Annotated in this window: 27 protein-coding genes and 1 riboswitch; of the genes, 16 read left to right on the top strand and 11 right to left on the bottom strand. The window is 38.1% G+C overall.

Translation table 11 applies throughout. From position 1 onward, the window contains the following. Positions 1 to 6: 6 nt before the first annotated feature. Positions 7 to 855, bottom strand: a complete 849-nt coding sequence (locus EPI11_RS02115) for a helix-turn-helix domain-containing protein (RefSeq protein WP_128388303.1) — start codon at positions 853 to 855, stop codon at positions 7 to 9. A gap of 223 nt (positions 856 to 1,078) precedes the next feature. On the opposite strand from EPI11_RS02115, the gene EPI11_RS02110 reads away from it, so the two are divergent. Beyond that, on the top strand, positions 1,079 to 3,331 hold the full coding sequence (locus tag EPI11_RS02110; protein WP_128388302.1) for a TonB-dependent receptor: 2,253 nt from the start codon (positions 1,079 to 1,081) through the stop codon (positions 3,329 to 3,331). Between the two features lie 122 nt (positions 3,332 to 3,453). After that, complete coding sequence (locus EPI11_RS02105; RefSeq protein ID WP_128388301.1) at positions 3,454 to 3,918, top strand: thioredoxin family protein; 465 nt, start codon at positions 3,454 to 3,456, stop codon at positions 3,916 to 3,918. Here the strand turns inward: EPI11_RS02105 and EPI11_RS02100 are convergent, their stop codons facing one another. From EPI11_RS02100 to EPI11_RS02090, 3 genes are all read right to left on the bottom strand, one after another. Then, entirely contained in the window at positions 3,919 to 4,305 is a 387-nt protein-coding gene (locus EPI11_RS02100; protein ID WP_128388300.1) for an acyl-CoA thioesterase, read from the bottom strand. A gap of 11 nt (positions 4,306 to 4,316) precedes the next feature. Continuing rightward, a complete protein-coding gene (locus tag EPI11_RS02095) occupies positions 4,317 to 5,315 on the bottom strand; it encodes a beta-ketoacyl-ACP synthase III (protein ID WP_128388299.1) in 999 nt (332 codons plus the stop codon). Between the two features lie 369 nt (positions 5,316 to 5,684). Further along, a riboswitch (cobalamin riboswitch) is annotated at positions 5,685 to 5,872 on the bottom strand. A gap of 117 nt (positions 5,873 to 5,989) precedes the next feature. Further along, entirely contained in the window at positions 5,990 to 8,419 is a 2,430-nt protein-coding gene (locus EPI11_RS02090; RefSeq protein ID WP_128388298.1) for an outer membrane beta-barrel family protein, read from the bottom strand. Positions 8,420 to 8,577: 158 nt separating this feature from the next. Between EPI11_RS02090 and EPI11_RS02085 the strand changes: the two genes are divergently transcribed. Continuing rightward, the gene (locus tag EPI11_RS02085) at positions 8,578 to 9,903 is read left to right on the top strand and encodes a sensor histidine kinase (protein ID WP_164879095.1); all 1,326 of its coding nucleotides are present in this window, start codon (positions 8,578 to 8,580) and stop codon (positions 9,901 to 9,903) included. Positions 9,904 to 9,905: 2 nt separating this feature from the next. Beyond that, a complete protein-coding gene (locus tag EPI11_RS02080) occupies positions 9,906 to 10,598 on the top strand; it encodes a response regulator transcription factor (RefSeq protein WP_128388296.1) in 693 nt (230 codons plus the stop codon). A 24-nt stretch (positions 10,599 to 10,622) separates the two neighbouring features. Here EPI11_RS02080 and EPI11_RS02075 read toward each other — a convergent pair whose 3' ends face one another. Beyond that, positions 10,623 to 11,588, bottom strand: coding sequence for a GlxA family transcriptional regulator (locus tag EPI11_RS02075; protein WP_128388295.1), 966 nt, complete (start codon positions 11,586 to 11,588; stop codon positions 10,623 to 10,625). A gap of 154 nt (positions 11,589 to 11,742) precedes the next feature. Between EPI11_RS02075 and EPI11_RS02070 the strand changes: the two genes are divergently transcribed. The 9 genes from EPI11_RS02070 (at position 11,743) to EPI11_RS02035 (ending at position 15,833) form a co-directional block, all read left to right on the top strand. Then, positions 11,743 to 12,243: a DinB family protein gene (locus tag EPI11_RS02070; protein WP_128388294.1), complete on the top strand. Its 501-nt coding sequence runs from the start codon at positions 11,743 to 11,745 to the stop codon at positions 12,241 to 12,243. Between the two features lie 41 nt (positions 12,244 to 12,284). Next, entirely contained in the window at positions 12,285 to 12,701 is a 417-nt protein-coding gene (locus EPI11_RS02065; RefSeq protein ID WP_128388293.1) for a DoxX family protein, read from the top strand. 27 nt (positions 12,702 to 12,728) lie between these two features. Next, complete coding sequence (locus EPI11_RS02060) at positions 12,729 to 13,286, top strand: dihydrofolate reductase family protein (protein WP_128388292.1); 558 nt, start codon at positions 12,729 to 12,731, stop codon at positions 13,284 to 13,286. 29 nt (positions 13,287 to 13,315) lie between these two features. Beyond that, positions 13,316 to 13,849, top strand: coding sequence for an SRPBCC family protein (locus EPI11_RS02055; RefSeq protein WP_128388291.1), 534 nt, complete (start codon positions 13,316 to 13,318; stop codon positions 13,847 to 13,849). A 3-nt stretch (positions 13,850 to 13,852) separates the two neighbouring features. Further along, the gene (locus tag EPI11_RS02050) at positions 13,853 to 14,167 is read left to right on the top strand and encodes an SRPBCC family protein (RefSeq protein WP_128388290.1); all 315 of its coding nucleotides are present in this window, start codon (positions 13,853 to 13,855) and stop codon (positions 14,165 to 14,167) included. Between the two features lie 42 nt (positions 14,168 to 14,209). Further along, a complete protein-coding gene (locus tag EPI11_RS18910; protein ID WP_164879094.1) occupies positions 14,210 to 14,374 on the top strand; it encodes an SRPBCC family protein in 165 nt (54 codons plus the stop codon). Between the two features lie 24 nt (positions 14,375 to 14,398). Next, a complete protein-coding gene (locus EPI11_RS02045; protein ID WP_128388289.1) occupies positions 14,399 to 14,824 on the top strand; it encodes a VOC family protein in 426 nt (141 codons plus the stop codon). Positions 14,825 to 14,906: 82 nt separating this feature from the next. After that, a complete protein-coding gene (locus EPI11_RS02040) occupies positions 14,907 to 15,284 on the top strand; it encodes a VOC family protein (RefSeq protein WP_128388288.1) in 378 nt (125 codons plus the stop codon). Between the two features lie 45 nt (positions 15,285 to 15,329). Beyond that, positions 15,330 to 15,833 carry a DinB family protein gene (locus tag EPI11_RS02035; protein WP_128388287.1) on the top strand — a complete coding sequence of 168 codons (504 nt, stop codon included), beginning with the start codon at positions 15,330 to 15,332 and terminating at the stop codon, positions 15,831 to 15,833. 232 nt (positions 15,834 to 16,065) lie between these two features. Here the strand turns inward: EPI11_RS02035 and EPI11_RS02030 are convergent, their stop codons facing one another. Further along, a complete protein-coding gene (locus EPI11_RS02030) occupies positions 16,066 to 16,563 on the bottom strand; it encodes a CvpA family protein (RefSeq protein WP_128388286.1) in 498 nt (165 codons plus the stop codon). Positions 16,564 to 16,658: 95 nt separating this feature from the next. Between EPI11_RS02030 and EPI11_RS02025 the strand changes: the two genes are divergently transcribed. Next, positions 16,659 to 17,015, top strand: coding sequence for a hypothetical protein (locus tag EPI11_RS02025; protein WP_128388285.1), 357 nt, complete (start codon positions 16,659 to 16,661; stop codon positions 17,013 to 17,015). A 316-nt stretch (positions 17,016 to 17,331) separates the two neighbouring features. Next, positions 17,332 to 18,351, top strand: a complete 1,020-nt coding sequence (pheS, locus tag EPI11_RS02020) for a phenylalanine--tRNA ligase subunit alpha (protein ID WP_128388284.1) — start codon at positions 17,332 to 17,334, stop codon at positions 18,349 to 18,351. A 27-nt stretch (positions 18,352 to 18,378) separates the two neighbouring features. Here the strand turns inward: pheS and EPI11_RS02015 are convergent, their stop codons facing one another. Further along, entirely contained in the window at positions 18,379 to 18,837 is a 459-nt protein-coding gene (locus EPI11_RS02015) for a copper resistance protein NlpE (RefSeq protein ID WP_128388283.1), read from the bottom strand. 61 nt (positions 18,838 to 18,898) lie between these two features. Here EPI11_RS02015 and EPI11_RS02010 point away from each other — a divergent pair, with 61 nt between their 5' ends. Continuing rightward, positions 18,899 to 19,306 (top strand): hypothetical protein, encoded by a 408-nt coding sequence (locus EPI11_RS02010; protein ID WP_128388282.1) that lies wholly within the window; start codon positions 18,899 to 18,901, stop codon positions 19,304 to 19,306. A gap of 88 nt (positions 19,307 to 19,394) precedes the next feature. On the opposite strand, the gene EPI11_RS02005 is transcribed toward EPI11_RS02010, so the two are convergent. The 4 genes from EPI11_RS02005 to aroA form a co-directional block, all read right to left on the bottom strand. Then, a complete protein-coding gene (locus EPI11_RS02005) occupies positions 19,395 to 20,195 on the bottom strand; it encodes a zinc-dependent peptidase (RefSeq protein ID WP_128388281.1) in 801 nt (266 codons plus the stop codon). Positions 20,196 to 20,338: 143 nt separating this feature from the next. Further along, positions 20,339 to 21,622, bottom strand: a complete 1,284-nt coding sequence (gene kynU / locus EPI11_RS02000; protein ID WP_128388280.1) for a kynureninase — start codon at positions 21,620 to 21,622, stop codon at positions 20,339 to 20,341. A 104-nt stretch (positions 21,623 to 21,726) separates the two neighbouring features. Then, positions 21,727 to 22,776 carry a tRNA preQ1(34) S-adenosylmethionine ribosyltransferase-isomerase QueA gene (gene queA / locus EPI11_RS01995; protein ID WP_128388279.1) on the bottom strand — a complete coding sequence of 350 codons (1,050 nt, stop codon included), beginning with the start codon at positions 22,774 to 22,776 and terminating at the stop codon, positions 21,727 to 21,729. A gap of 172 nt (positions 22,777 to 22,948) precedes the next feature. Further along, positions 22,949 to 24,175 (bottom strand): 3-phosphoshikimate 1-carboxyvinyltransferase, encoded by a 1,227-nt coding sequence (gene aroA / locus EPI11_RS01990; RefSeq protein WP_128388278.1) that lies wholly within the window; start codon positions 24,173 to 24,175, stop codon positions 22,949 to 22,951. Positions 24,176 to 24,184: the final 9 nt, after the last annotated feature.

The following is a 24,184-nucleotide window of genomic DNA, read 5'->3' as shown; positions in this document are numbered from 1 at the left end:
TGTAAATTAGTCTTCAAAATTCCAATACACTTCCTGATTACCAAGCTTGGTTAACTTAGATAATAGTGTTTTTGGTGATTGTTTGGTAACCGATTTAAAGTGTTTTATGTAATGTGCCTGATCGTAGTAAAGGCTATACAATGCAACATCGGTTAATGAAGCATCCTCACCCATTTGTTGGGAATAATTAAGTGCATTACGAAACATAACGAGTTTCTTGTATTCTTCTACACTACTGCAAAGGTGTTTTTTAAAGAGTCGTAAAAGCGTTTTACGGTTCACACCTAATCCTTCAGACAACTCTTCTACTTTTACAAATCCATTAGAGTTGAGTATTTCCAGCATTGCTTTTTTTACCACAACTTCATCAAAACCACAATATTTCTCTTTAAAGAAAGCATCAAGAAGATTCGTTTTATTATCAGCATCAGGCTCATTGAAAACGTTTTGAGACAAAGTAGTAAAATCATTTCCAAAATATTTAAATTCAGAAATAGACCTGCTGCAAAATTCACTTAAAGGTTCTTTCGAAAAATGATTCAGTCCTAACGGATTAAACACTATCCCTATTTTATTAAACACCCCGTTAAGCTCAACTTTAAAATTCTGATCGGTATTTATCGAGTAAAAGGCAAATAGCTTTTTTTTATCCGATGGATTGATCAAAGAACCCTCATGTGTAATCGTTACTTCAGATCCTTCATAAACTGTGATAGCATGCTTGTAATTAGGATAAAAGAAAAATTTCCTGCTAAAACCGGGATCATCAGACGTATGAAAATAATAATAGTCAATATACTTTGCTACTACCTCATCTTTTGGTTTTACCGTTATGAAATTTCCTTTTGAGTCCAATGTATACTGGGTTTTACCTTGGTGTAAAAATAACAAATTACTACTTACTAAAAACGCATTAATAATCAATTTATTACCCGGCAATACATTCAAAAATCATTAAAGCACCTGTAAACACTGGAACTAATTAGATTAATCAAATAAAAAAATAAAATATACATTAAATTAATTTTTAGATTAAACTAAATTTATAATTTTGCAGAACTAATTATATGTTTAGATAATGAAAAAACACTTACTCTTTTTATTTTTATTTGTCGGTTTTTCCATGTATTCCCAAACCGGAAGCATTAAAGGAAAAATATCCGAAAACAATCAGCCTGTACCTGCGGTATCTATCATTTTGCCTGCATTAGGCTATACCCTTTCTGCAGATGATGACGGGAATTACGATATCCAAAATGTGCCCTTTGGAACCTATGAAGTGATATTCTCTTCGACGGGATTAAAAAATGAACGCAAAAAAGTGACCGTAGACAAAACCACGCCATTAGTTCTAAATATTACTTTACATGAAGACAATACCTCATTAGATGAAGTAGTTGTTACCGGAACCATGAAAGAGATAAGCCGTACCGAAAGTCCCATTCCGGTAGAGATTATTACACCAAAGCTGTTTAAGAAAAACCCAACTGCAAGCCTGTTTGAGGCTGTAGGTATGGTAAACGGTGTTCAGCCTCAGCTTAACTGTAATGTGTGCAACACAGGCGACATCCACATTAACGGTATGGAAGGTCCGTACACCATGATATTAATTGATGGTATGCCTATAGTGAGTGCCCTTTCTACCGTATACGGCTTGAGCGGCATCCCAAACAGTATTGTGGAACGCATCGAAGTGGTAAAAGGCCCGGCATCTTCTTTATATGGTTCAGAGGCGATGGGTGGAATCATCAACGTGATTACCAAAACGCCTACAAAAGCACCACTTATAAGTGCCGATTATTTTGTAACCAGCTGGGGCGAACAAAATTTCGATACCGCCGTTAAATCCAAGGTAGGTTCTGCAACATCGCTTTTTGGCTTAAACTACTTTAACTACAGTTCAAAAGTGGATAAGAACGGAGATAATTTCACCGATGTTACCCTTCAGGATCGTATATCGCTTTTCAACAAATGGAATTTTGAACGTAAAGAAAACCGTGTTTTTAGCCTTGCTGCCCGTTATGTATATGAAGACCGATGGGGAGGCGAAATGAACTGGAGCAAAAAATGGCGTGGCAGCGACAGTATTTATGGCGAAAGTATTTACACCAAAAGAGCCGAACTAATCGGTTTGTATCAATTACCAACCACCGAAAAGATCTATACACAGTTCTCTTACAACTGGCACGACCAGAACTCCTATTACGGTTTTACACCTTATATGGCCACACAGCAGGTTGCCTTTTTACAAACCTACTGGGATAAAGAGTTTAGCGGAGGGCATAACTTTTTACTGGGTGCCTCCATGCGTTATACAGTTTATGACGACAATACTCCTGCAACAGCATCGCCGGATGGTTTGAGCAATGAACCGCAAAAAACACCTTTACCCGGACTTTTTATTCAGGACGAATGGAAAATTAATGAACAACATAAAGTATTAGGCGGCTATCGTTTTGATTATGATAAAAATCACGGATCGGTGCATTCACCAAGGGTGGCTTATAAGTTTGCTCCAAATACGAATAATGTGATCAGGGCAAGTTTTGGAACCGGTTTCAGGGTAGTTAACCTTTTTACCGAAGACCACGCTGCACTTACCGGAGCACGTGAAGTAGTAATTGCCGAGAAACTTAATCCGGAACGCTCTTTTAACGGTAACCTGAATTATGTAAAAAAGATAACAACCGATTTTCTTTCTATAGGACTGGACATTACTGGTTTCTATTCTTATTTCACCAATAAAATCGTGGGCGATTTTGATACCGATCCGAATAAGATCATCTACGATAACCTTAAAGGACATGCCATATCGCAAGGGGTTTCACTAAATACTGATCTCACTTTTACCTTTCCTTTAAAAGTTTTGGCAGGTATATCTTATATGGATGTATTCCAGATGGAAGATAAAAATGGCACAGGCCGTCTTGAAAGGTCACAGCAATTGCATGCTCCAAAATGGTCGGGTACCTTTGTTGCAACTTACACATTCCCTAAAGGAGTTAGTATCGACCTTACCGGAAACTGGTACGGTCCAATGCGACTACCTATATTGCCTAAGGATTACAGGCCGGAATATTCCCCTTGGTTTTGCATTGCAAATGTACAGCTTACAAAAAAATTCACCTACGGACTTGAATTTTATGGCGGTGTAAAAAACATACTAAACTTTGTACCGGATGATCCCATCCTTCGCCCGTTCGACCCGTTCGATAAAAACGTGAACGATCCTGTAAATAACCCTAATGGCTATACATTCGACCCAAGTTATAACTTTGCTTCAATGCAGGGAAGAAGAGTATTTTTAGGAGTACGCTATAATTTGTTTTAGTAGTTTCATGTAAAAACCGAAACGAATGAATCTCATCCGAGTGAGTCACGCTGAGCTTGTCGAAGCGCGCCAATAATTGTCATAATACTGCAACAAGATAAGTGTAACAAACATTAAAAAAAATGAAAAAGATAGTTTCCATAACACTTCTACTCTTCGCTGTTTCCTTTGGCTACAGCCAGAAAAGCTATGGCATATCTTTTAAAGAACTGGAACAAAAAATGGCACAGCAGCCAAGGCCCATCTTAATAAAGATGTATACCGGCTGGTGTGCCATTTGTAAAATTCAGGATAAACAAATTGAGAAAGACAGTGCTTTACAGCAACTATTCGCAAACAATTATTATTATATAGAATTGGATGCCGAATCGCGCGAACCTATTACTTTCAATACAACAATCTATACATTTATTCCTCATGGTACCGGCGGGCTGCATGCACTCGCCGCACTGTTAGGAGATGCAAAAGGTGCTTATCCTTCATGGGTGCTTTTATCTCCCGATTATAAAATCGAAGCACGCTATAACGGATTGATAAAAAGCAGGGAACTCGTAAAGATCTTATCTCAATTTAGTGAGCAGCACTAATTACTTATTAATTGGCACTGGCTCTTTGTTCTCGTTTATTGCTACAAAAGTAAAGTTTCCCGTTATCGCTTTTTCGCGTTCCAAAGAATACATTTTCTCCACATAAATCTCTACATGAACCTGTAAACTGGTATTTCCTATATGGGTTACCTTACCTATCAGTTCGGCAAAAGTACCTGCAGGGATAGGTTTCTTAAAGTCAATACGGTCACTGCTCACAGTAACCACACGCTGCCTGCTAAAACGGGTTGCTGTAATAAAAGCAACCTCATCCATTAACTGCATGGCAGTACCCCCAAAAAGAGTATCATAGTGATTGGTCGTATTAGGAAATACGGCTTTAAATATATGTGTTTCTGATGCGTCTATTTTATCTTGTAATGTCATTTTATTTTTATTTAATTCATCAGGCTGCCCCATACTAAGTAGGAACTGCCCCAGGTAAATCCTGCGCCAAATGCTGTTAGCAGTATTTTGTCACCGGGTTTAAAATCTTTATGAAAATCCCACAGGCATAGCGGTAATGTTGCTGCCGTGGTATTGCCATACCTGTTAATATTTACTTTTATTTTTTCTATCGGTACACTAAGGTGCTCTCCTACTGCCTGAATGATCCTCATGTTAGCCTGGTGTGGCACGATCCAGTCGATATCTGCTACAGCAAGGCTGTTGCGCTGCAATATCTCTTTACAGGCTGCAGTCATACCATTTATGGCATTTTTAAAAACTGTTCTTCCGTCCTGCTGGACAAAGTGTTTTTTCTCTTCTATCGTTGCTGTTGATGCCGGATGAGCAGACCCTCCCGCCGGAACCGATAAAAACTGTGCACCATGGCCGTCAGACTTTAAAAAACTGTCCTGTAAACCAGCACCTTCTGTTCCTGGGCCTAATAGTACCGCTCCGGCACCATCACCAAAAAGCACACAGGTATTGCGGTCTTCATAATTTACAATAGCACTCATTTTATCTGCACCTACAACCAATACTTTAGAATATTTTCCACTTTCAATAAATGAAGCGCCTACAGAAAGCGCATATAAAAAACCACTGCATGCTGCGTTAAGATCAAATCCCCAGGCATTTTTAAGTCCTGCTTTTTCGCAAACCAAAGCCGCTGCCGGATTCAAAACATGATCGGGTGTAGAGGTCGCAAGAATAAGCAATTCAATATCTTCAGGGTTTACACCAGAGTTATCAAGCAGATTTTTTACAGATAGCGCCGCCATATCAGACGTTGCCATATCAGCATCGGCAATCCTTCGTTCTTTTATTCCGGTACGTGAAATTATCCACGCATCCGATGTATCTACCATTTTCTCTAAAGATGTATTGTCAAGGATATTATTAGGCACAAAGCCACCTACTGCTGTTATTGCCGCCTGTAATCGAGTAATCATATAATGTTATTGTATTTAAGAAATGCATACCTGCCGGGTATACGATCGGGACAGGCATTAAGATAGCTCCAATGAAAACTATAGGAGTGCCGAATCATTATCACCAAGTAGCAAACAATATGCCGCTATGGCTTTAAAATTATAATTCCTTTGCTTTTTAATCGAGGGAAGAAAATTTGCGCTGTTGCCAATAAAGATACGGCTTAGATTGTTTGTGAACATTTCTTTTTTGCTTTTAAAAAATTAATAAATTAGTTAAAAGCTCTTTGCAGGATTTCACAATGCTTTAAGAAGTTGGAAAAAGCCGGTCACGAATAAACACACTTATTCTTTATTAGGGCTGTAACCAATACTTCAAACCGCGAAAGCATTGTCAAGTTGGTAAAGGCAGGTCTCCTGACTTATAACATTTTTACCGTCCTTCCCATCAATTAAGACAGTGGACTGCGTGGGTAAAAACTTAGAGGTTATTTACAGTTGCGCGACAGTTCGTGATTTACACACGATTCCCTTTTCGTCATGGCCTTAAGCCATGAACCTTTCCCGTTTGATCGAAATAAAGAAAAGAACTTATTGCAGCAAATATACCACCATAAATTTTAAAAAAGCCACAAATAGCAAGGCCCGGCATAAAATAATGCCGGACCTTAAACTGTTTTATTTCAAATGGATTATTACAAACGCTTCTGTTCGTCAGTATTTTCTCTCGACTTGCCGTTACCTAATTTCTGGTTTCCAAAACGATACCTGAACTGGATCCTGAAACTTTGAGAGTCACCATAATTTGATGTATAACTGTATTGATTGGCATATTGTGTAGTTGCTTTTAACACCTGCCCTTTGTAGATGTCAGAGAATATAAAAGTAAGCTCTCCATTACCTTTAAGAAATATCTTTTTTACACTAAGTGATAAGCTCGACAGCTGGTCATAATTATAAGAACCCTGCACTGTAGGCGATGTATAGTAAAAGTTCATCTCTGCTAAAAGATCTTTCTTTTTAGAAAGTGTAAAGCGTGAATTTGTACTTGTGGTAAAGCTTACTTTTTTATTGGTATACATCAGTTCATCAACTCCCTGGAAAGTATCTTCCTTATAATCTACCGTAGCCTGCAATCCTGTCTGCCACCATTCAAAAAACTCAATATTAGTATTAAAATCAAGTCCTAAAGACATGTTCTTATCTATATTGGTAACCTGTGTTATTATAGTATTGGTTGCATAATCCTGACGGATAATCTCTATTGTAGGATCTTTTTCAAAACGATAGTACAGGTCAAAATTATATTTTGTTTTTAGTGTATACATCAGGCTGAAATTATGGGTTATTGCAGGCTGCAGCCTTGGGTCTCCCGTAGCATAAGCATAAGGTGTAGAATAAGAACGGAAGGGATTAAGTGCCGAATACTGCGGCCTGATGATACGTTTACCATAAGACGCTCCTATCTGATGATTATCCGATGCTTTATAAAGCGTATATAACGAAGGGAACAGTTTAAAATAATCCTGTGTATTTACCTCCGCAGTGGTAACCGAATTTCCTTCCAGATGTGTGTACTCCCCGCGAAGCCCTGCTTTAAAACCCCATTTTCCAAACTCCCTGTCGGCTCCTATATAACCCGCCATGATTGACTCATCATACAAAAACTGATTTGACAATCCGGCATTGGGTACAGGCATACCATTTTCTTCTTTTGAATAATCAAAAACATTATCAGCTTTTACACTGCCATAACGCAAACCCGCTTCAGTATTGGTTACTCCGGATGCTCCATTATAATCTGCCTGGACAGAGAATAGGTCAATACGTCGGGTATCGTTACTCTCAATAAGGCTCTCCCTGTAAGGAGCCGACATTGGGAGTGAAAAGGCAGCATTAATATCTTGTTCCTGATTGTAATAATACTTTGTATAATCAGACGATACCGCTATTTTATGCTTACTGTCAAATTTATGTTCGAATGAACCGGTAAGTGTACTGTTCTTTTGAGGGTAATCCCTATGGTTTCGGGTAGAATATATTGAATCTAACTGACCAAAACCATTATAAATACGGGTAGGTGATTCCATATTTGCAGTACTCTTAAGGCTGGAGAAACCGTTTGCTCCTACAGCTACAGTATTAAGACTGTCTATCTGGTATTCGGCAGTAAGGTTATAGCTGTGTTGAGCCAAAGCCCTGTAATGTGCCTTTTCAGCATTTTTCCAAACCGATGCTGTTTTGCCCTCCTCATCAAAATACCTGATCTCTCCTGGAGTTTCGCTATAATAGTGACCGGAACCAAAACTGTAACCGCCAAATACCGTTAGCTTATTGTTTTTGTAATACTGATTAGTAGAAACCACACCTTTAGGATACATCGACTGTACATAAGCTCCGGATACTGATCCCTTGTAGCCTCCTGTAACATTTTTTCTCATTTTAATGTTCAGTACCGCACTGCCCTGCGCCTCATATTTCGCCGGCGGCGTAGTGATCACCTCGATCGATTTTATGTCTTCACCACTGGTGTTTTCTAAGAGGTTTTTTAGTTCTGTTCCTGTCAGGTATACTTTTTTATCATTAATCGTTACCAATATCCCGCTGCTGCCCCTAATGGTAAGGTTTCCTGTAGCGCTGCTTACACCCGGAGTTTTCTTAATAATCTCCCAGGCATTGTCTGATGAAAGAATGGAATTCTCTACATCAAATTCTAAACGGTCTATTCTTCTTTTAACCACAGGCCTTTTAGAATTGATCACTACATTATCCAGTTCTTTAGACTCGGCAGCTGCCAATATAATATCCGGAAGTTCCATACTTTCCTGCACTAAAAGAGGTACATAATATTCTTGGTACCCCAGCGTACTAATTTTAAGAAAGTAGTTCCCGGAAGCTACATCGGCTATTTCAAACCGTCCTTTTTCGTCTGTAAAGCCTTTTCTATATACCGTAGAATCCTGTACCGACAGCACCAGGGCATCGGCAAAAGAGAGTGGCTGTTTTGCACTGTCATATACCCGCCCGGATACTACCGGATTTTGTGCCTGCCCTGCAAAATAACAGAACAGGGAAATGATCATGATTAGTGATCTTTGTTTTTTGATGATTGATGATGAACTCATAATTGATTGATTGATAGTGCAAATCTCACGTAAATTTTCGGGCAATGGGGTTAATACTGGGTTAATGACAGGTTAACGTAATTAATTTTAAACCAACCAAGGCAGGAAAAAAGTAGCTTTGTATCATTCCAATACCCTGTTTGGTTAACATCAAAATGATGAAGCGTAAAATTTTATTTTTAATTATCGGATGTGTTGTTACCGTGGTTGCCTTAATCTGCATCCAGGGGTATTTTATAGGCAATACCTATAAACTTAACGTTAAAGAGGCTAATGCTGTAATAACACAGCAATTTATGGCTTTAGAAACTTCCGGAAAGATGGATACCTTAAACAAGGCCTGGATGAAAAAAACAGGCAATTTCATTAAAGACTATGTTGCGCACAAAGCAAATAAGGAAGTGTATGAAAAGGAGATGAAAAAAACTTCCGATTCTCTTTCACAAATAGCAATAAAATTGCTTGAAAAAGAGAGATTTTTCGAAAATTATGATGTGAGCTATGCCAGCTATCTCACTGCTATAATCATTCTCGACAAAGAAACTAAAGCAACTGACACCCTTTTTTCAGGCAAAATGCTGATATTTGGTAATAACACAGAACACAACAATGAATTAAAGGCTTCACAAACCAAATCACGCGATGACGACAGTAAGTATAGCTATGTTGTTGTATCAGACCGCTTTTATGGCATTGCCAATTGGGAAAAAAGAACCTTTATCCGAATGTCAGGACTGCTTATTTTCTCTGCCGCATTATTAATTTTTGTTGTACTGCTTTTTTACTGGTCCATTAAAAGCCTTATTACGCAAAAAAAGATAAACGATATTAAAACCGACTTTATTAACAATATTACCCACGAGTTCCAAACACCATTGGCAGCATTGGATATAGCCGTAACAACATTAAAGAAGAAGGAACAGGAACTTACTCCCCAACAGTTTAGTCATGCCCTTTCTATTATTGAGCGCCAAAACGTACGCATGCAAAAGCTATTCAGTGAGGTTACAAAAGCATCGCTTGCAACAGACAGTATCGATACATCAAATACAAAAGAGATCACTTCTACCGACATACAGGAAATAATCAATGATTTTAAACTTTCACACACAGAAGTGGAAATTATTTTCAGGGAAAGCATCGAAACTACATTCTATATGGATCGCTTTCATCTGGACACCATACTCGTAAACCTACTGGACAATGCTGTAAAATATGGCGCCAATTTGATCACTATAAAATTAGAAAAATCACCTACTCACATTACCTTGACTATACAGGATAATGGTATTGGCATTGCCCAAAAAGAACAGGATGCTATATTTGATAAATTTTACCGTGTACAAAAAGGCGATGTACATACTACAAAAGGACTTGGCTTGGGCTTGTTTTATGTGAGCCGGATAATAGAAGCCTATATGGGTACTATTACTGTAAGCAGTGAAGAAGGAAAAGGCGCCACATTTATAATTTCAATACCGTGATCATGAAACATATACTTTTAGCCGAAGATGATTTTGATTATGCCAGCATCTTAAAACAATATCTTGAAATTTCAGGGTTTAAAGTAACCTGGGCAAAAGATGGCGCCGAAGCGTTGGCCATTTTTTCGGTAACGAATCCTGACATTTGTGTTTTTGACGTAATGATGCCTAAAATAGATGGCTTCACCCTTGCAGAGAATATTATTGTAAATAACCCTGAAACACCCATTATTTTTCTTACCGCAAAAGGATTAAAAGAAGACAAAATAAAAGGGTTAAAATTAGGAGCCGACGATTATGTCGTAAAACCTTTTGAAGCCGACGAACTTATTTTACGGATAACAAACATTTTAAAACGTACACAAAGAACATCAGCAGCCACCTCTCCAGATACCGGACCAATAAACATAGGGTTGTATAGTTTTGACAGTAAAAACTATACACTTATTCATAAAGAAACCATTTACCGCCTTACCGAAAAAGAGGTACACCTGATTCGCTATTTGTTTACCAATAAAAACAGAATGATAAAACGTGACGATATACTCACCTCGATATGGGGCAGTGACGATTTCTTCTCCGGTCGAAGTATGGATGTATTTATAAGCAGGCTGAGAAAGTATTTTAGTGAAGACCCTTCTATTTCAATTCAAAGCTTCCGTGGTCTTGGCCTGGAATTTAATATAAAATCATAGGGCAAATTAAAATCTAAAATCCCGCTAAACCATCTGCCCGCTAAATTTCTCCCTATACATTTTAGGGGTCATACCTACATTTTTCTTGAATAATGTTCTAAAGGTTTTAAGATCATTATACCCCGATTCCAGCATTACTTCCAATATACTGTAACGTGATTGCTCCAGCATTTGCTTGGCTGCTTCGATACGTGTTTTCTGAAGGTACTCTATAGGAGTGATCCCGGTCACCTGTTTAAAACGGCGCACAAGGTTACGGCGGCTGGCAGGTACATCGGTAATAAGTTCTTCAATGGTATTGGCAGTACTAAAATGTTTTCTAATTTCTTCCTGTGCCTGTTTCACTAAAATATCCCCATGATCTTTGTCTGGCGTAAACGTACCAAAATACGTTTGGCGGTTACGGTCAAGATCGATAGAAAACACTTTGGCAGCCCTAACAGCTACTTTTCGGCTGCAATAAATTTCAAGCAGCAGCATAAGTAAATGGAATGTATTTGTAGCACCACCGCTGGTAAATATCCTGTCTTTTTCTGTGACAACCGCTTCGGCCTTTAATTGTACCAAAGGAAATAATCTTGAAAAAGCACCCTCGGCATTAATATGAGTAGTAGCCGGGCGGTTGTCCAGCAATCCCGAAGCTCCCAATAAAAAAGCTCCCGTACAAAAACTCGCAATGGCCGCTCCTTCTTTATATTGCTGCTGTAACCAAGATACCCATGGAATATTTGCGTTTAAAGCTTCCGCCAGCATTTCACTTTTAAAAGCAGGTATTAACAACAAATCATAATCAACATCCCTGCTTACCACTTTAGGCATATGTCCCGCATACGATGCTATCTCATGCCCTTCAAGATGGATCAGGTTTATCGTAAAAGGAGAAATTTCTCCTTCTTCTTCATAAAATCGGTTTGCCGTTTCCAACACATCGAGTAAAGCTGCAACGCTTAATAAACGATGATCTTTTGTCAATAAAATTCCTAATTGCATGACTATAAAACTTTAAGGATAACAAATATACCTTTTTTGTCCTAAACACCCCCTTATCTTGACTTTTTATGACGCCTTAAATACAAAATACTTATCTTATCTTTGTTTAAGACATTCAGAACAAAGGTATTTACATTATAAGTGTTAAATAATTATGAAAGCAACAGAAGCAAAAGACAGTAGATTACATGGCCTAATTGACCTATATGATATGCATACCGGATTTTTTATCAGTGCATTAGACGGTATTTCAGATATCCATTCTCACAACAGGCTAAACACAAAAGCCAATCATACGGCATGGCTGGCCGGCAGTCTTGTACAACAGCGGTATGAAATTGCTTCTGCTCTCACAGGCGAATCTTTAAAACAAGCTGCCGATGCATTATTTAAAGACAATCAGGGCATAAAAGAAGATGTTACCTACCCTGCATTAGAACAATACAAACAAGACTGGAAAAAAATAAGCCCTATAGCCCGAGAAGCACTTGTTACCGCAACTCCCGAGAAGCTGGATAGTCTTATAAAAATTCCGGGGATGGAGATGTCGCTTTATGAGCTTATCTCTTTCTCTATTTACAGGGAGGCAAATTGCATTGGCCAGATCGCTTTATGGCGAAGACTTCTTGGTTATGATGCTATGAAATACATGTAGCCAAATCTTAAAAAGAATACCAACCAAAACAAAATAAAACCATGAAAAGACTACTAAGTACACAATCACTAAACACAGATTTCGCAGCATTATTATTACGGCTTATAGTAGGCGCAATGTTTGTACGCTATGGCTACACCAAGTTTGAGGCATACGATACTATCCTACCAATGTTTGGAGATATTATCGGCATTGGAGCAAAACTATCATTTAACCTTGTCATTTTTGCCGAACTGTTTTGTGGATTCCTGGTATTGATCGGACTGGTAACACGCTATGCAATAGTACCTATATTCATTACCATGATCGTAGCCTTTTTTATAGCACATGCTAATGATGCTTTTGATGTAAAAATTGCAGCCTTCTTGTATCTGGCTTTATGCCTCCCGATATTTATACTGGGCAGTGGTAAATATTCAATCGACAGCCTGATATTCAACCGAAAAAGAGACGAATAATATATCCTTCAAAATAAAATCACAGCGATGAGAAAATTAAAATTACAGGTACAAATGTCTGTAGACGGATTTATAGCAGGACCCAACGGAGAAATGGACTGGATGGTTTGGGATTGGGACGATACCTTAAAAAAGTATGTCAGCGACCTTACAGATCCGGTAGATACCATACTATTAGGAAGAAAACTTGCCGAAGGATTCATCGATGCATGGCAGGCTAATATATCTATTCCCGAAATGGCCGATTTTGCTCATAAAATGATAGACTCCCCTAAAATAGTATTCAGTAACACCATGAAAACCTGTGATTGGATAAATACAGAAATCGCACAAAGAGAACTTGTAGAAGAAGTTACTGCGCTTAAAAACAAACCGGGCAGCGATATCATTGCCTATGGCGGTGCTTCATTTGGCGCATCACTTATTCAGCACGGACTTATAGATGAATTCCATCTTTTTATTAATCCGGTAGCAATTGGTGCAGGTATGCCAATATTCAACAAACTGGAAGGCTACCAAAAACTAAACCTTGTAAAAGCTACACCTTTCGACTGCGGCATTACCGTACTTCAGTATATTAAATAAACATCTAAAAACTAACCAACCCTTATATCATGAAAATTCTAAAGAAAATTTTACTCGTAATCCTCATCATTATTGCTATCCCTCTTGTCCTGGCAATATTCATAAAAAATGACTATGCAGTGACCAGGGAAATCGTAATAAACAAACCAAATGCTGTTGTTTTTGACTATATAAAACACATTAAAAATCAAAATACATATAACGCCTGGATTCTTGCCGACCCAAATATTAAGCACGAATACACCGGTACAGATAGCACCGTAGGTTTTGTAAACGCATGGAAAGGCAATAGTAGTGTAGGCGAAGGTGAACAGGAGATTACTAAAATTGCAGAAGGAAGCCGCTTAGACACCGAGCTTCGCTTTAAAGAACCGATGGAAAGTACCGGATATGCTTTTATGAGTACCGATGAGGTAGATCCTGCAAATACTAAAGTTATCTGGGGTATGCAGGGAAGAAGTTCTTACCCTATAAATTTCATGAACCTTTTTATGGATAGCATGATAGGTAATAAACTGAATGAAGGCTTGTCAAATCTTAAAAAAGAAGTAGAAAAACAATAAGCTATGTACACAATACTTATAATAATCGCGATCATCATCCTGCTTCCATTAATAATTGCGCTCTTTGTTAGCAAAGAATATTCTGTTGAGGCAAAAATCATTATCAACAAACCAAAGCACGAAGTGTACGACTACCTTAAAATAGTAGTCAATCAGGAAGTTTACAACAAATGGGTAAAAACAGATCCCGATATAAAAAAGACCCTAACGGGAATAGACGGGACTATTGGTTTTATATATGCCTGGGATGGTAAAAAAGCAGGTGCCGGCGAACAGGAAATTACCGGATTAACTGATGGAGAACGCATTACCAGCTAGATCAGGTTTACAAGGCCTTTTAAAGCTATTGCGCATACCTACATGAATACCGAAGCAGTTAGCGAACACAGCACTAAAGTAACATGGGGCATGACTGGTAAAACCAATTACCCTATCAATTTAATGACTGTAATGATGAAAGGCGCACTGACCAAAGACCTTAATACAAGTCTAAACGACCTTAAAAAGGTTCTCGAAAAGAAGTAATCAATCAATCTAAAACAATAAAAAATGAGCCAGATTAATCCCTATTTGAATTTTAACGGAAACACCGAAGAAGCTTTTAACTTTTACAAAAGCACTTTTGGTGGAGAATTTACTGCACTAATGCGTTTTGGCGACTCTCCGGGTTGCGAAGATATGCCAGAAGTTGAAAAAAACGGCATTATGCATATTGCACTGCCTATTGGCGGTAACGTAATCATGGGTACCGATGTTCCAAAATCTATGGAGCAGGTAACCTTTGGCACAAACTCATCCATCTGCGTAAGCGTAGACAGCCGTTCAGAGGCAGACAGGGTTTTTAACGGACTGACTCCGGGCGGTAAAGTAACAATGCCTATGGAAGATATGTTCTGGGGCGATTATTTCGGGTCATTCATAGACCGGTTTGGTGTGCTTTGGATGGTAAGCTATAATCCTAATGAAACTAAATAAGCTAAAAGCTTATACTATAGAAACAGCCGGAAAGATCATGGCTGTTTCTTAAAAAACAATCCAATTCTTAAATACTAAAATTATGTTTAAAGACACAAAAGCATTCAGCGGATTTTCAGTAAACGATACCGTCAAAGCCAAGGAATTTTATAGCACAATTTTAGGGCTGGATGTTCGTAATGGAATAGAAGGCATATTGGAACTGTACATTAAAGGCAGCACTCCCGTTATTGTTTACCCAAAACCTAACCATATTCCGGCCACATTTACCATACTTAACTTTCCTGTACCTGATGTAGAAAAAGCTGTTAACCAGCTCAAAGCAAAAGGTGTAGTTTTTGAAAGTTACGACCTCCCCTATTTCAAGACAGACAGCGACAATATCTTCCGTGGCGGAGGTCCGTTAATTGCCTGGTTTAAAGATCCGGCAGCCAATATATTTTCGGTGCTGCAGGAATAAAATCTAATAATTATCCTATTCAATCATCAATCAAAACGAACAATTATGTCACAAGAAATTTTCAATGAGCTGGAAACAGCCTTAAACGACACACTTCACCTTCTTTCATCATTCAACGAAAAAGAAATGAACACCATCCCTTTTCAGGGCAGCTGGACAGCAGCACAGGTATGCCGTCATCTTTTTAAAGCAGAAGACGGTATCGACGGATTATTTTATGCTCCCGGAAAACCTGCAGAAAGAGAACCCGATCAAAGAGCCGGCGAGTACAAAGAAATCTTCATGAATTTTGACACCAAAATGGAGTCACCCGATTTTATATATCCTGAAGAAAAAGAATATAAAAAGGAAGAACTTACAGAACCGCTTAAAGAGGCCAACAAAAAACTACTGGAAGCAGCAAAAAAAGTAAATCTTAGCGAAGAAGCATCCTTACCTGATGAACATCCTTTAAAAGGAAGTACAAAATTGGAACTGGTCTATTTTATTACCTATCATAGCATGAGGCACAACCATCAGTTAAAAAAAATACGCGAAGCGATTAATTAATTATCGTGTTAAGTTGGTCGAAGTATTTGTCACACTGAGCCTGTCGAAGTGTTTGCCGCACTGTCCCCATAGCTATCGGCAGTCTAAGTATACAAAACGATTCTAACAACTGATTTTCTTAAAACGTCATGCTGAGCTTGTCGAAGCATTACAATAAACTTTTAGGATTGTCACACTGAGCTTGTCAAAGTCTTAGTCACACTGAGCCTGTCGAAGTGCAACAATCCTAAAACTATTTTTTATATTCTTTAAACCATTCTTCCAGCACTGGGAATATAGTATTAGAGACCTTTAATATCGGATAAAAGAACAAAGAATCATCAAGGGTTTTCTTTTCAGCAAGAGCATTACTGCTGTTTAATTTCATAAAGAAATTAAGTGATACACTAAGTATCAATATCATTTTTAAAAGTCCGAAGAATCCACCAAGAAGACGGTTAACGAGTCCGAGACCAGAAAAATCCGCAAGCTTGGTAAATACTTTAGCCAGCAGCACAATGCCAACCACTACTGCAATAAACGTAATAGCAAAAGCTGTAATACTTATGTATTTAGGATTATCTACATGGCCTTCAAGCATTTTACCCACAAGACCTGAGAATTTAACTGCTACATAAATACCTACTAACAATGAAAGTAATGAAGCCAACTCGGCAAAAAGGCCTTTCCATAATCCCTTTACAGTACCATACAATAGTAGGCCTCCTAAAATAATATCTATACCCGTCATAAGGGCAAAGGTAAGCCACTGCTTTTACAATCCAAAAAAATACCGGTGACACATTAAATTTCAAGTTACTATCTTTGCGATATTAAATTAAAAAAATGTCAAGAGACGAACAACTAAAAGAACGCTGGGAACAGCTTGTCACTATACTATCTGACCGTTTTGCCGACGGCGATACACTGGACCTCGATGCTATTATTTACCTTATAGGCGTGCAGGAACTGGGTCAATTCAACAAAAAATTCAAGAAAGACGAAAAGTTAAACCTAATGCACATAGCGATTTGCAGATTGCTGGAGCCATACGGGTACTATGAGTTTGAACTTTTTGATGAAGAAGGCTGGCCACACTATACTGTTAAGGAAGAATTACCACCACTTAAAGCCGGTGAACAAAGTGTATTGATGAAGGGAGCTATAGTAGATTATTTCCTGGAGAAGCAGCTTATTAAATAAGCAGAACTTCTAAAAAACAAAAAAACCTGTGCCACTAACCAAAGCACAGGTTTTTTATTTAAGATATGTAAGGATAACCTGTTGATATTGCTAAAGCACAATTTGTTATTTCACTTTGTTGCAGCACCAACCCATTGTAATTGAATATATAACGTGAAAAAAAAATGTTTAGTATATCAAAGTGAAAAAAAATAATTATAAAAATAAAAACACCCGCAGGTTATAACATTCCTGCTGTTAAACATAAATTATACCTGCGAAATTCGTGGTGAGAGAAATTTAAAATGTTTAAATTTGCACCCATTACTGAATAACAATGATAGACAAGATTAAAGGGTACATTGCCGAAGCAGAAGCGTTTCAGACACAGAGTAAGGAAGAACTTGAAGCATTCAGGATTAAATTTCTTGGAAAAAAAGGAATCTTAAATGATTTCTTTGCTGAATTTAAAAGCGTTCCTAACGAAGAAAAGAAAGAATTTGGCCAGGTTATAAACACCTTAAAAATGACAGCAGAAGAAAAAGTTGCCCTAATACAGGAATCCTTGGAAAGTAAAGAAGAGGCCAAAGGAATCTATGGCGATCTTACACGACCGGGCGAACCGTTCCAGATAGGCTCACGCCACCCTATATCTATCGTTAAAAACCAAATTATTGATATTTTTTCGAATATAGGCTTCAACGTGTCCGAAGGACCGGAAATTGAAGACGACTGGCATAACTTTACAGCATTGAACCTACCGGAATACCATCCGGCACGTGATATGCAGGATACATTTTTTATCCAGACAAACCCTGATATATTGTTGAGAACACACACATCATCAGTACAGGTGCGTTACATGGAGAACAACAAACCGCCTATCAGGACTATTTCTCCTGGAAGGGTATTTAGAAACGAGGCGATATCGTCACGTTCCCACTGTATCTTCCATCAGATAGAAGGACTTTATGTAGATAAAGATGTATCGTTTGCCGACCTTAAACAGACACTTTTATATTTTACAAAAGAGATGTTTGGTAAATCTAAGATCCGTCTTCGTCCGTCATACTTCCCATTTACTGAGCCTAGTGCTGAGATCGATATCTATTGGGGTCTAAAAACCGAAACTGATTACAGGATCACTAAAGGTACAGGCTGGCTGGAAATAGGCGGCTGTGGTATGGTAGATCCTAATGTACTTACCAACTGCGGTATCGATGCAACAAAATACAACGGCTTTGCCTTTGGAATGGGTGTAGAACGCATAGCGATGCTCCAATACCAGATTGGTGACATCAGGATGTTCTATGAAAATGACGTTCGCTTTTTGGAGCAATTCAAAACTAACATATAACACAATAAAGCCCGCAGAAATGTGGGCTTATTGCTTTTTACCTAAAATATAATTTCCTTTGCCTTGTTTTGGTTCGCCAAACTTGTCAAGCATTTTAAGACAGCCTTCCTGAACCTTAAATTTTAAATGGTCGCCTTCGGCATCAAGAGTAACAATGCTTCCGGATTCGTCCCAGGTAAATGTTCCTTTATATACATGTGGTGTTTTGTCCTTGTTTTCTGCCTGAGAAGATAAAACATAAGTACCATCAATGTTCAGGGTTAGTTCAGTAATAATACCTGGACAATCGGCACAAGGTAATGATCCCTTATAAGCACCGTTCCAGTCCAGCGAATTTTCGCTATTATGATCAACGGTAAACTTAGGTAGTGAATCTGCTATTTGTTCAGGCTGTGTTTTCTCAACCACAGGTTCGGTTTTTTGTTCTTTTTTACAGCTTATAATAGTTAGTACTACAAGAAGGCATAATGTGTAAGGGACTTTCATAATCAGGAAAATTTTATTACCTTAAAGGTAGTTTTTATAATACTTTCATATTCTTAAAAAAATGAAAAAAGATATCATTATTCCACAAGTAGAAAATGTATTTGTGGCAGCCGTTCAGGAATGGAACGACGATTTTATGAAAAAAACATGGTATGCCTATCTTATAAATGATAGTGATTACCTGCTGGAAGGTGCTATGGTAGTATCCAGTGCATCGGGTACTATAAATGGTGAACCACGCAAAACCTCAATGCTGCGCCATGCTTTTGTAGAGATCCAACCGGTATCTGTTATGAAAATAGAGTTAATCGAAGACAGTGTTCTGGTATTAGACAATCAATTTATGGTTACCTACTTTATCGACAATGTACTTTATGATAAAACGTATACTTTTAAAGCACATTCTATTCATGAAGATTTTGTAACAGAAGTTCCATTATTATTTAAAGACGGAATTATGATCGAATAATTTATTCAGGAACACTATGCGAAGGACTAAAACTAAAAGCACTTCGACTCCCGACAGCTATAGGGACAGTGTGACACTCCTAATAAATTTACCCTTCCCTGAAGTTGATCATTTTTTTAACCATATCATAAAGATCGGGGTGCTTTTGTTTAAACTCCTGAGGGGTTTCAAAGAAGTATTCCAGTATTACCGCTATAAATTCAAAGGAGTTCGTGTAGGCGTAACTCCTAAAATAGTTTGTTTCCATAAGCTTTTGCCTGTTTTCCGGTTTATCAATATATGCCATGATCTCATGGAACATATCGCTATAAATAATAGCCGATGAACCGGGACGGCGTTTTGCAAGCGAATCCAATTGGAGTGCGTGTGAAAACTCATGCAGCCCCAAATTGATATTATCGTTATCAAACTCTAATCCCTCCTGAAAATCTTTCCATGAAAACACAATGGCCTTTACTGCGGGGTTAAACTCCCCTTTATGCATATCTCCGTTACGTGATTCAAAAACATCAGGGTAAATTATAATACCCTCAAAAACAGCTGGCAAATAACTTCGCATACCAAAAGTAAGCATCACTCCCGTTGCCGCTATTTTAAGCTTCATCTCATCGGTTACCTCAAGGTCTCCGCGCCCTAAAAAAGTATAGTTATTAATGAAGTAATGCACCCTATGCTCAAAATAACCTTTTCTTACAGGTGATAAATCACGGTAGAATTTAAAATCACGCCTTACTACCGCTTTTTGCGATTCGTCTAGTTTTTTAGGAAACAGGTAAAAATGGACATAGAGAGGTTTATTAAAAATGAGCATATAAGCAGGCTCAATTATTCTTTTAAAAACAATAAACAGCACTATAACCGCGATAAAAGCAAATGCAGCAATCTCCATAAAGGACGTATAGGTTTAACAGCCCGCAAAATAACTAAATCCTACTTACTAACCTCAACATCTGCCTGAATTATACTAAAATTCAGGATTAAACTATTTAATATAAGTACAAAAGAAAAGGGAGCAGCTGCTCCCTTTTCTAATTATTTTTTGTGTGACAAAATTCCTTGTTTAAGAACCTGTCCAAACTCATACATATCTTCAAAAGAACAGTATAAAGGCACAGGCGCAAGTCGGATCACATTAGGTTCTCTCCAATCGGTGATAACACCGTTTTTCATCAGGTATTCAAATAATGATCGCCCTTCTCCATGCAGGAATACCGATATCTGTGATGCTCTTTCAGACGGTTCCGATGGCGTGATAATCTCAAAATTCCCTTTTACTTCCCTGTCAATTTCATGAAGCACATATTCAAGGTAAGCCGTAATATGATCTCTTTTTTGAATAAGAGCAGGCATCCCTACCTCGTCAAACATTTCTACGGATGCTAAATAAGGTGCAAGCGACAATACCGGAAGACAGCTTATCTGCCATCCGTTTGCTCCTCTGATCGGATCAAAATTAGGCTCCATCAGGAAACGACGCTCTTTGTTATGGCCCCACCATCCTGAAAGGCGTGGAAGGTCAAGATCGTTGTGGTGCATTTCGTGCACAAAAGCTCCAGATGCATTACCCGGTCCTGAATTCATATATTTATAACTGCACCAAGCGGCGAAGTCTACATTCCAGTCATGAAGCTCTAAATGAATGTTACCTGCTGCATGAGCAAGATCCCATCCCACATAAGCACCTGCATCCTGACCGGCCTTAGTGATGGTTTTCATATCAAAAACCTGACCTGTATAGTAGTTTACACCACCTATTAAAACCAATGCAAGCTCATTGCCTACTTCTTTAATTTTATCTAGAATATCCTGTTTACGAATATTGTGTTCGCCTTCTCTTCTTTTAATCTCCACAATTACGTTTTCCGGTTCCAGTCCATGAAAACGCACCTGGCTTTTAATCATATACTGATCGCTTGGAAAAGCCTTCTCTTCGCATATAATTTTAAACCTCTTTGCAGTAGGCTGATAAAAGCTCACCATCATAAGGTGCAGGTTTACAGTAAGTGTATTCATTACCGTAACCTCAGAAGGCAACGCACCAACTACTTTACTTAACGGAGCTGCAAAACGTTCATGATAATCCCACCATGGCTTATCTGCATAGAAATGACCTTCTACAGCCAGTTTTGCCCAGTCGTCCATAACCTCATCAACATAAGCTTTCGTTCTTTTAGGCTGAAGCCCTAAAGAGTTACCCGTAAAGTAAATTACCTGTTTACCGTTTACATGAGGAAAATGAAATTCATCCCTATATTTTGCCAGTTTATCTTTGGCATCAAGTTGTTGTGCGTATTCACGCGTATTTTGAAAATCCATTATAGTTTGTTTGTTGACCGTAAAAATAAGCAATAATTAAAAAAAGCAACAAAAAAAATCCTGCCATACGGGCAGGATTTTGTTTTATTTTTAATGCTTGTATATTATAATATCAGCATAGCATCACCATAAGTGTAAAAACGGTAACCTTCTTTTATAGCTTCGTCATACGCTTTACGCATAAGATCGTGACCCATAAAAGCAGAGATCATCATTAATAGTGTAGATTTTGGTGTATGGAAGTTTGTGATCATACAATCAGCTACACTAAAGTCATATGGAGGGAAGATAAATTTATTTGTCCAGCCAACATAAGGATTAAGTGTTCTTTGAGAAGACACAGAGCTTTCCATAGCACGCATTGTAGTAGTACCTACAGCACATATTCTTTTCTTCTTAACTTTTGCACCATTCACAATATCACAAGCCTCCTGGCTGATGATAAGTTCTTCAGAATCCATTTTATGTTTTGAAAGATCTTCTACTTCAACCGGGTTAAAAGTACCAAGACCAACGTGAAGTGTAATTTCAGCAAAGTCAACTCCTTTTATCTCAAGTCTTTTTAAAAGATGTTTTGAGAAGTGAAGACCTGCAGTAGGTGCCGCAACAGCTCCTTCTTCTTTAGCGTAGATAGTCTGGTAACGTTCCGCATCTTCAGGAACTACTTCCCTGTTAATGTATTTAGGTATTGGAGTTTCTCCAAGTTCCGTTAATTTATTACGAAACTCTTCGTAAGAACCATCATAAAGAAAACGTAGTGTTCTGCCACGAGATGTCGTGTTGTCAATAACTTCTGCTACAAGAGAGTCGTCATCACCAAAATATAGTTTGTTACCTATCCTTATTTTTCTTGCAGGGTCTACTAATACATCCCAAAGGCGCTGCTCAGAGTTAAGCTCTCTTAAAAGGAAAACTTCAATTCTTGCTCCGGTTTTTTCCTTATTACCATAAAGACGTGCAGGAAAAACTTTGGTATTATTAAGCACCATTACATCTCCTTCGTCAAAATAATCAAGCACATCTTTAAAAAGTTTGTGTTCAATGGTGTTTGTTTTCCTGTCTATTACCATAAGACGTGCTTCGTCCCTGTTTTCTGCAGGAAATTCAGCTAAAAGCTCTTTTGGTAAATTGAAATTGAAGTTAGATAATTTCATGTAGTGTTTTTGTTTTTCTAAATAAGAAGCATAAAATTTACCAATGGGTTCACTTATGCCTGATTTTAATTTGATGCAAATATACTACCGCAACATAGGCGTTGTCAAGTGTTTTGCGATATATTTACAATAATAAATACCCAAGCCACTAAAACCAGCCTTTAGCATCGTTTTAGTGCCTGTTTACGGTGAAACCTAAAACCTGGAGATCATCCCAAAAAGCAGGGTATGATTTTGATACCACATCGGCATCCTGAATGCATATAGGCACTCTTATAGCCAGTGGTGCAAAAGCCATTGCCATTCGGTGGTCGTTATAGGTAGCTATAGCAATATTACTATTTATAACATCCGAAGCTTCTAGTATTAGGCTGTCGTTTGTTACCTTTATTTTAGCTCCAAGCTTTTTCATTTCTGTTTTAAGAGCTTCAAGCCTGTCTGTTTCTTTTATTTTCAAAGTATGTAATCCCCTTAATGAACAGGCAATACCCAAGCCAAAACAGGTCACTGCAATCGTCTGGGCAATATCCGGCGTATCATTAAGATCCAGATCAATCGATTTAGAAGCACTCGCTTTACTAAGAAGTATCGAGTTTCCTTCAAATACGGTATCTACTCCTAGTCCTTTATAAATAACTGCCAGAGCACTATCCCCTTGTAAACTGTTCTTTTTATAGCTAGACAAACGCATAGAAGTACCTTCGCCAGCCAATGCTGCGATCGAATAAAAGTAGGATGCAGAGCTCCAGTCACTCTCTACCACAATTTTAGAAGCAAGGCCCACAATTTCAGATTTCGGCACTACCGTAATTACATTCCCTTCAAAATAATTTTCAATCCCTGCTTCATTCAGTAGCGACAATGTCATATCAATATAAGGACGTGATGTTATTTCGCCTTCTAATGTAAGTTCGAGTCCGTTTTCAAGCTTTCCGGCAATCAATAACAACGCAGTAATATACTGGCTGCTCACACCTGCTTTTATAGAAACTTTATTTTTAAGGAGTTTTTGCCCTGTAATTTTCAATGGTGGAAAACCTTCATTTTCGGCATATTCAATTTTAGCACCAAGGCTTCTTAAAGCATCTACTAAAACACCTATTGGGCGTTCTTTCATTCGTGGTGAACCGGTAAGTACAACTTCCTTTCCTTCCTGAATGGCATAGTAAGCCGTTAAAAAACGCATTGCCGTACCCGCATGGTGAATATCTATAACCTCACCATTACCTGATAACGCCTTTTGCATAGCATCACTATCATCAGACTCTGATAAATTACTTATAGTTATACCAGGATACAATGCCTGTAAAAGTAACAATCGGTTCGATTCACTTTTAGAGCCTGTAATTGTTATTGCAGTACTTTTTACAGCACCGTTCAATTGTAGTTGAATGTCCATACGTACTTA

The sequence above is a fragment of the Flavobacterium cerinum genome, from assembly GCF_004028155.1.
GTDB lineage: Bacteria > Bacteroidota > Bacteroidia > Flavobacteriales > Flavobacteriaceae > Flavobacterium > Flavobacterium cerinum.
The sequence above is the reverse complement of the archived record's forward strand: the minus strand, read 5'-3'. Positions and strand labels throughout refer to the sequence as shown.

Bases quoted from the DNA above. Each gene is read 5' to 3' on its own strand.
- EPI11_RS02110 (WP_128388302.1), top strand. From the start codon at position 1,079: ATGAAAAAACACTTACTCTTTTTATTTTTATTTGTCGGTTTTTCCATG.
- EPI11_RS02105 (WP_128388301.1), top strand. From the start codon at position 3,454: ATGAAAAAGATAGTTTCCATAACACTTCTACTCTTCGCTGTTTCCTTT.
- EPI11_RS02100 (WP_128388300.1), bottom strand. From the start codon at position 4,305: ATGACATTACAAGATAAAATAGACGCATCAGAAACACATATATTTAAA.
- EPI11_RS02095 (WP_128388299.1), bottom strand. From the start codon at position 5,315: ATGATTACTCGATTACAGGCGGCAATAACAGCAGTAGGTGGCTTTGTG.
- EPI11_RS02090 (WP_128388298.1), bottom strand. From the start codon at position 8,419: ATGAGTTCATCATCAATCATCAAAAAACAAAGATCACTAATCATGATC.
- EPI11_RS02085 (WP_164879095.1), top strand. From the start codon at position 8,578: ATGAAGCGTAAAATTTTATTTTTAATTATCGGATGTGTTGTTACCGTG.
- EPI11_RS02080 (WP_128388296.1), top strand. From the start codon at position 9,906: ATGAAACATATACTTTTAGCCGAAGATGATTTTGATTATGCCAGCATC.
- EPI11_RS02075 (WP_128388295.1), bottom strand. From the start codon at position 11,588: ATGCAATTAGGAATTTTATTGACAAAAGATCATCGTTTATTAAGCGTT.
- EPI11_RS02070 (WP_128388294.1), top strand. From the start codon at position 11,743: ATGAAAGCAACAGAAGCAAAAGACAGTAGATTACATGGCCTAATTGAC.
- EPI11_RS02065 (WP_128388293.1), top strand. From the start codon at position 12,285: ATGAAAAGACTACTAAGTACACAATCACTAAACACAGATTTCGCAGCA.
- EPI11_RS02060 (WP_128388292.1), top strand. From the start codon at position 12,729: ATGAGAAAATTAAAATTACAGGTACAAATGTCTGTAGACGGATTTATA.
- EPI11_RS02055 (WP_128388291.1), top strand. From the start codon at position 13,316: ATGAAAATTCTAAAGAAAATTTTACTCGTAATCCTCATCATTATTGCT.
- EPI11_RS02050 (WP_128388290.1), top strand. From the start codon at position 13,853: ATGTACACAATACTTATAATAATCGCGATCATCATCCTGCTTCCATTA.
- EPI11_RS18910 (WP_164879094.1), top strand. From the start codon at position 14,210: ATGAATACCGAAGCAGTTAGCGAACACAGCACTAAAGTAACATGGGGC.
- EPI11_RS02045 (WP_128388289.1), top strand. From the start codon at position 14,399: ATGAGCCAGATTAATCCCTATTTGAATTTTAACGGAAACACCGAAGAA.
- EPI11_RS02040 (WP_128388288.1), top strand. From the start codon at position 14,907: ATGTTTAAAGACACAAAAGCATTCAGCGGATTTTCAGTAAACGATACC.
- EPI11_RS02035 (WP_128388287.1), top strand. From the start codon at position 15,330: ATGTCACAAGAAATTTTCAATGAGCTGGAAACAGCCTTAAACGACACA.
- EPI11_RS02030 (WP_128388286.1), bottom strand. From the start codon at position 16,563: ATGACGGGTATAGATATTATTTTAGGAGGCCTACTATTGTATGGTACT.
- EPI11_RS02025 (WP_128388285.1), top strand. From the start codon at position 16,659: ATGTCAAGAGACGAACAACTAAAAGAACGCTGGGAACAGCTTGTCACT.
- pheS (WP_128388284.1), top strand. From the start codon at position 17,332: ATGATAGACAAGATTAAAGGGTACATTGCCGAAGCAGAAGCGTTTCAG.
- EPI11_RS02015 (WP_128388283.1), bottom strand. From the start codon at position 18,837: ATGAAAGTCCCTTACACATTATGCCTTCTTGTAGTACTAACTATTATA.
- EPI11_RS02010 (WP_128388282.1), top strand. From the start codon at position 18,899: ATGAAAAAAGATATCATTATTCCACAAGTAGAAAATGTATTTGTGGCA.
- EPI11_RS02005 (WP_128388281.1), bottom strand. From the start codon at position 20,195: ATGGAGATTGCTGCATTTGCTTTTATCGCGGTTATAGTGCTGTTTATT.
- kynU (WP_128388280.1), bottom strand. From the start codon at position 21,622: ATGGATTTTCAAAATACGCGTGAATACGCACAACAACTTGATGCCAAA.
- queA (WP_128388279.1), bottom strand. From the start codon at position 22,776: ATGAAATTATCTAACTTCAATTTCAATTTACCAAAAGAGCTTTTAGCT.
- aroA (WP_128388278.1), bottom strand. From the start codon at position 24,175: ATGGACATTCAACTACAATTGAACGGTGCTGTAAAAAGTACTGCAATA.